The 6,516-nt window shown below is 69.0% G+C and carries 4 protein-coding genes; 3 read left to right on the plus strand and 1 reads right to left on the minus strand.

Going from position 1 to position 6,516, the window contains the following annotated elements:
• Positions 1-28: 28 nt before the first annotated feature.
• Positions 29-433: a hypothetical protein gene (locus FV234_RS08965; RefSeq protein ID WP_147828787.1), complete on the minus strand. Its 405-nt coding sequence runs from the start codon at positions 431-433 to the stop codon at positions 29-31.
• 308 nt (positions 434-741) lie between these two features.
• Between FV234_RS08965 and secA the strand changes: the two genes are divergently transcribed.
• From secA to FV234_RS08980, 3 genes are all read left to right on the plus strand, one after another.
• Complete coding sequence (gene secA / locus FV234_RS08970) at positions 742-3,639, plus strand: preprotein translocase subunit SecA (RefSeq protein ID WP_147828788.1); 2,898 nt, start codon at positions 742-744, stop codon at positions 3,637-3,639.
• Positions 3,640-3,693: 54 nt separating this feature from the next.
• On the plus strand, positions 3,694-4,359 hold the full coding sequence (gene bioD / locus FV234_RS08975; protein WP_147828789.1) for a dethiobiotin synthase: 666 nt from the start codon (positions 3,694-3,696) through the stop codon (positions 4,357-4,359).
• A 176-nt stretch (positions 4,360-4,535) separates the two neighbouring features.
• A complete protein-coding gene (locus FV234_RS08980; RefSeq protein WP_187273624.1) occupies positions 4,536-6,389 on the plus strand; it encodes a KUP/HAK/KT family potassium transporter in 1,854 nt (617 codons plus the stop codon).
• The last annotated feature ends 127 nt before the right edge of the window (positions 6,390-6,516 follow it).

Raw genomic sequence — 6,516 nt, forward strand, 5'->3', positions numbered from 1 at the left:
CAAAGGCGGCCGCGTGTTCGCGACGGCGTCACGCCGTCCGTCCGGTCGAAGGCGCCGGATGCGTTGACTCTGTTTCTTGAGCTTTCGTGAACGCGCTCCGCGGCAGGCTTGCCCGATCGATGGAGGCACGGATGCGCAGGATCTCGCAGATCGGATGGATCGCCTTGGCGGCGTCGGCTGCCTGCGCGCTGGCGGCGACGCCCTCGATTGCCGAGGCGCGCGGGTTCCGCTTGCGGCTCGGCGTCGGCAGCGCCGCCGCGGCGACGCCGGCTCCGGTCCCGCCGCACGCGACCCAGCGGATCGCGGCCGCCGCCATCCCGCTGCCCGTCGCAACCGCGTCCGCCAGCGCCGCAGCCATGATCGCAACGGCGCGACCCACGCCGGAGGCGCCCGCCCCGGTCTCCGGGCTGACTCCGGTGACGCTGCCGAACACGTCGCAGCTTGCGAAGCCGTCCCGGTCCCCTGTGCGCGTCGCCGGCCCCTGGTGCCCGCCGGGCCGCGTCGTCGGCGCCGGGGCCGGGTTCTGCGAGATCAACTGAAGCCGCGGGTCCGACGCCGGAGCGCACCGGGTCGCCGAGCGTGGGCCGGGGCTGCACTGTGAGGCGCCTCTGCGCAGCCCATCGCGCGCCGGCCTCTTTTAGATGCGGCCTGCGATATTTACCTCTATAAGCCCGACCAACTCAGCCAAGGCCAGCCGTCTGCGGGAGACCGCAGACGGGCTTTCCCGTTTGCAGGTTCACGATGCTCGGTGCCCTCGCCAAGAAGATTTTCGGCTCGTCGAACGACCGGCGCGTGAAGGGCTATCGTCCCCGCGTCGCCGCGATCAACGAACTCGAAGCCGAGATCCAGGTCCTGTCCGACGAGGCCCTGCGCGCCCGCACCGACATGCTGAAGGCGGAACTCGCCGCCGGCAAGAGCCTCGACGACATCCTCGTTCCCGCCTTCGCCACCGTGCGCGAGGCGGCCAAGCGGGTGTTCGGCCAGCGCCACTTCGACGTGCAGTTGATCGGCGGCATGGTGCTGCACGAGGGGGGCATCGCCGAGATGAAGACCGGCGAGGGCAAGACTCTCGTCGCGACGCTGCCGGTCTACTTGAACGCGCTGTCGGGCAAGGGCGTCCACGTCGTCACCGTCAACGACTACCTCGCGGCCCGCGACGCCGAGTGGATGGGGCAGGTCTACCGCTTCCTCGGGCTCACCGTCGGCACGATCGTGCACGGCCTCGACGACGAGCAGCGCAAGGACGCCTACGCCTGCGACATCACCTACGGGACCAACAACGAGTACGGTTTCGACTACCTGCGCGACAACATGAAGTACGAGATGTCCCAGCTGGCGCAGCGGGGGCACAACTTCGCGATCGTCGACGAGGTCGACTCGATCCTGATCGACGAGGCGCGCACGCCGCTGATCATCTCAGGCCCGGTCGACGACCGCTCGGAGCTCTACGTCACCGTCGACGCGCTGATGCCGATGCTGGTGCCGGCCCACTACGACCTCGACGAGAAGCAGCGCACCGTCTCGCTCACCGAGGAAGGCAACGAGTTCATCGAGGATGCGCTCCGCGACGCCGGCATCCTCAAGGAGGGCGACCTCTACGACGGCCACAACGTCACCATCGTCCACCACGTGAACCAGGCGCTTCGCGCCAACACCCTGTTCACGCGCGACAAGGACTACATCGTCAAGAACGACGAGGTGGTAATCATCGACGAGTTCACCGGCCGCATGATGCAGGGTCGGCGTTACTCGGAGGGCCTGCACCAGGCGTTGGAGGCCAAGGAGCGGGTGACGATCCAGCCCGAGAACCAGACGCTGGCCTCGATCACCTTCCAGAACTTCTTCCGGCTCTACGACAAGCTCGCCGGCATGACCGGCACGGCCTCGACCGAAGCCGACGAGTTCGCCGAGATCTACAAGCTCGAAGTCGTCGACATCCCGACCAACAAGGAGGTCGAGCGCGTCGACGAGGACGACCAGGTTTACCGGACCGTCGAGGAAAAGTACGCCGGCATCATCGAGGAGATCGAGACGGCGCATGCGCGCCACCAGCCGATCCTCGTCGGCACCGGCTCGATCGAGAAGTCGGAGCTGATCGCGGAGCTGCTGAAGAAGGCCGGCTTCACCCTGCTCGATTATTCCGACCCGAACGCGCTGACCGACGTCTACGCCGCAGCGCGCGAGGGACGCGTGACCAAGCGCTTCGCGGTGCTGAACGCCCGCTTCCACGAGCAGGAGGCCTACATCGTCGCCGAGGCCGGCGTGCCGGGCGCGATCACCATCGCCACCAACATGGCCGGCCGCGGAACCGACATCAAGCTCGGCGGAAACGTCGAGATGCGCGTCGAGAAGGAGCTCGCCGGGCTTGAGGACGGCCCGGAGCGCGACGCCCGGGTCGCCGCGATCAAGGCCGAGATCGCCGAGAACCGCACCAAGGTGCTGGCGTCGGGCGAGCCGGCCAACCCCGAGGCCGGCCGCAAGAAGGCGCTTCCGGGCGGCCTCTACATCATCGGCACCGAGCGCCACGAATCGCGCCGCATCGACAACCAGCTTCGCGGCCGCTCCGGCCGCCAGGGCGACCCCGGCCGCTCCAAGTTCTTCCTGTCGCTGCAGGACGACCTGATGCGGATCTTCGGCTCCGACCGCATGGACGGCATGCTGCAGAAGCTCGGCCTGGAGCAGGGCGAGGCGATCATCCACCCCTGGATCAACAAGGCGATCGAGAAGGCGCAGCAAAAGGTCGAGGCGCGCAACTTCGACATGCGCAAGAACGTGCTCAAGTACGACAACGTCATGAACGACCAACGCAAGGTGGTGTTCGAGCAGCGCCGCGACTTCATGGGCCAGGACAGCGTCGCCGAGACCGTCGAGGAGATGCGCCAGGCGACGATCGACGACCTCGTCGCGACCCACATCCCCGAGAACGCCTACGCCGAGCAGTGGGACGTGGTGGGCTTGCGCGAGCGCGTCACCGAGGTCCTGAACCTTCAGGAGCCGATCGAGGATTGGGCGAAGGAAGAGGGCATCGCCGACGAGGAGATGCGCGAGCGCCTGAAGAAGGCGGCCGACGCCGCCTACGCCGCGCGCTCGGAGAAGAACGGCGCCGAGGTGATGACCTACATCGAGAAGCAGGTGCTTCTCCAGACCCTCGACCACCTTTGGCGCGAGCACCTCGTGACCCTCGACCACCTGCGGCAGGTGATCGGTTGGCGCGGCTTCGCCCAGCGCGACCCGCTGAACGAGTACAAGTCCGAGGCCTTCGACCTGTTCAATGGCCTCGTCACGCAGCTGCGCGAGCAGGTCACCAGCCAGCTCTCGCGCGTGGAGATCATGTTCCAGGAGCCGGAGGCGCAAGCGAACCCGTTCGGCCAGTCCCCCGGCCTGCCGCAGATGTTCGCCCAGCACCTCGATCCGGTCACCGGCGAGAACGAGATGGCCCGTGACGGCCGCGGCTCCGGCAGCGACGGCGGCGGCGGACCGGCCTACGGCTACGCGGCGCAGGGGCTCTCGGCCGACGGCGCCGTGCTGGAGCGCGACCCCGACGACGCCACCACCTGGGGCCGCGTCGCCCGCAACGAGCCCTGCCCGTGTGGCTCGGGCAAGAAGTACAAGCACTGCCACGGCAGCTACTCGGCCTGAGAGGGCGATTCTCCCTGCGCCTCTGCGGCAAAGGGAGAATCGCAGCGGGTATCCATGACGACCGTCTTCATCGCGGGCGCCGGCACCGAGATCGGCAAGACCTACGTCACGTCGGCGATCGTGCGGCGGCTGCGGGCCGACGGGCGTGACGTGCGGGCGCTGAAGCCCGTCGCGAGCGGCGTGCCGCCGGTGGGCGACCCCGGGTTCGCGGACAGCGACACGGCGTGGCTTCTGGCGGCGCAGGGCGTCGCAGTGTCGGAAAATTCGGTCGCGGCCTGCTCGCCCTGGCGCTACGCGGCGGAGCTCGCCCCTGACCAGGCGGCGGCGCTCGAGGGCCGCACGCTGGAACTCGAGGCGGTCGTCGCCTGGTGCCTCGAGCGGATGGAAGCCGAGGCCGGCACGCTGCTGATCGAGGGCGTCGGCGGCCTGATGAGCCCGGTCACCCAGGAGGCGACCGGCCTCGGCTGGCTCTGGTCGCTGGCCTGCCCCGCCATCCTGGTCTCGGGCAGCTACCTAGGGGCGATCAGCCACACGCTCACGGCCTACGAGACCTGCCGCGCCGCCGACGTGCCCGTGCTTGCGATCGTCGTCAACGAGAGCCCCGGCGCCCCGACGCCGCCGGAGACGGTCGCCGAGGCGATCGGCCGCCATGTCGAGGTGCCGGTGATCGTGATCGCTCGCGACGCGCCCTGCCCCGACGCGCTCGCCGCCCTGGTCTGACGCCCGGCCGACACACATCCTCGCGATCGTCGGCCACGGCGCACGGTTCCGATGGACGGGCGACCGGCGCCTGCTAGCGTCGCGCCAAGAAACGACGAGGGCGCCCGGTGAGCGAAAGTCATGACCGCGCGGAGGGCGGCGCGAAGCCTTCCGCCGCGCAGGGGTTCCGCCCCGCCCTGCTGCTCGGCGCGCTCGGCGTCGTCTACGGCGACATCGGCACCAGCCCGCTCTACGCCTACAAGGAGGCGGTCCGCGCCGCGAGCGGCGGCGGCAACGCCGACCCGATCGCGGTGGTCGGCGCCGTCTCGCTGATCCTGTGGGCGCTGATCCTGATCGTCTCGCTGAAGTACGCGGTGCTGATCCTGCGGGCCGACAACGGCGGCGAAGGCGGCATCGTCGCGATGCTGGCGCTGCTCGGCGCCCGACACGCCAAGCCGCACTCGTGGCAGGCGTTGCTGCTCGTCGTCGGGCTGATCGGCGCGGCCTTACTCTACGGCGACGGCGCGATCACCCCGGCGATCTCGGTGCTGTCGGCGATCGAAGGCCTGAAAGTCGATGCTCCCGCGCTCGGCCGCTACGTCGTGCCGATCACCATCGCGATCCTCGTCGCGCTGTTCCTGGTGCAGAGCAAGGGCGTCGCCTTCATCGGGAAGATCTTCGGGCCGGTGATGCTGCTGTGGTTCCTCGTCCTCACGCTGATGGGGCTCGGCGGAGTCCTGCACAAGCCGGAGATCCTGGCCGCCGCCAACCCGCTGAAGGCGGTGGAATTCCTGTTCCATGCCGGCTGGCACGTCAGCTTCGCGATGCTGGGCGCGGCCTTCCTCGCCGTCACCGGCGGCGAGGCGATGTATGCCGACCTCGGTCATTTCGGCGCCCGGCCGATCCGCATCGCATGGTTCGCCCTGGTGCTGCCGGCGCTGGTGATCAACTATTTCGGCCAGGGCGCGCTGCTGCTGGCCTCGCCCGATGCGATCGAGAACCCGTTCTACCGGCTCGCGCCGGGCTGGGCGCATTACCCGCTGATCGGGCTCGCCACGATGGCCACGGTGATCGCCTCGCAGGCGATCATCTCGGGCGTCTTCTCGCTCACCCAGCAATCGGTCCAGCTCGGCTTCCTACCGCCGATGCACATCGTCCAGACGGCATCCGAGGAGCGCGGGCAGATCTACGTGCCGGCGGTGAACTGGCTGCTCGCGGCGGCCACCATCGCCGCCGTCGTTGTGTTCGAATCCTCGGACGCCCTCGCCGGCGCCTACGGCATCGCCGTGTCGCTGCTGATGGCGATCACCACGCTGCTCGCCGCGCTGATCGCCCGCAAGTGGGGCTACAACCTCGTCGCGATCCTCGCGGTGAACGGTTTCTTCCTGGTGATCGACCTCGTCTTCCTCGGGGCCAACAGCGTAAAGCTGTTCGAGGGCGGCTGGTTTCCGCTGGTCCTCGCCGGCATCGTCGCGCTGATGATGCTGACGTGGCGGCGCGGCAACCAGCTCGTCGAGGAGGCGCGCGCCGGCCTGCGGCAGCCGGAGGACGCGTTCCTCGCCGGGCTCCAGCACCGCGACCTCGTCCGGGTGCGGGGCACCGGGGTGTTCCTGTCGGCGGCGACGCACGGCATCCCGCTGCACCTGTCGCGCTTCGTCGAGCGCAGCCATGCCCTCCCCGAGCGGGTGCTGATCGTCTGCGCCCAGTACGAGGAGACCCCGACGGTGCCGCGGGACGAGCGCGGGCACGTCACGATCCTGGCCCCCGACTTCTACCGGGTGACCCTGCGCTACGGCTTCATGGAGGACGCCTCGATCCCCGACGGGTTGGCCTGCGCCGTCGAGCACCGCCGGCTGCCGCCGCAGATGCTCGACGACCTCACGGTGTTCATCGGCCACGAGACCATCATCCCGAAGAACGACCACCGTGGCATGCAGCCCTGGCGCGAGAGCCTCTACGCCTTCATGCAGCGAAACGCCGAGCGCACAGGCGCCTTCTTCGGCGTTCCGACCCGGCAGGTGGTGGAGGTGGGGACCGAGATCGAGATCTAGCAGGCTGCTGCAGAAGTCTGGTGTTACGCTCGGTTTGGATCGTTATCGGTGTTTGCCACGGATTGGCCGACGTCCGAGAGGCTGGATTCTGCCTCTTCGATGGGAGCCCGGGTTACGGGCCGCGTCT

The sequence above is a fragment of the Methylobacterium sp. WL8 genome (genome assembly GCF_008040045.1).
Taxonomy (GTDB): domain Bacteria; phylum Pseudomonadota; class Alphaproteobacteria; order Rhizobiales; family Beijerinckiaceae; genus Methylobacterium; species Methylobacterium cerastii.

Bases quoted from the DNA above. Each gene is read 5' to 3' on its own strand.
- secA (WP_147828788.1), top strand. From the start codon at position 742: ATGCTCGGTGCCCTCGCCAAGAAGATTTTCGGCTCGTCGAACGACCGG.
- bioD (WP_147828789.1), top strand. From the start codon at position 3,694: ATGACGACCGTCTTCATCGCGGGCGCCGGCACCGAGATCGGCAAGACC.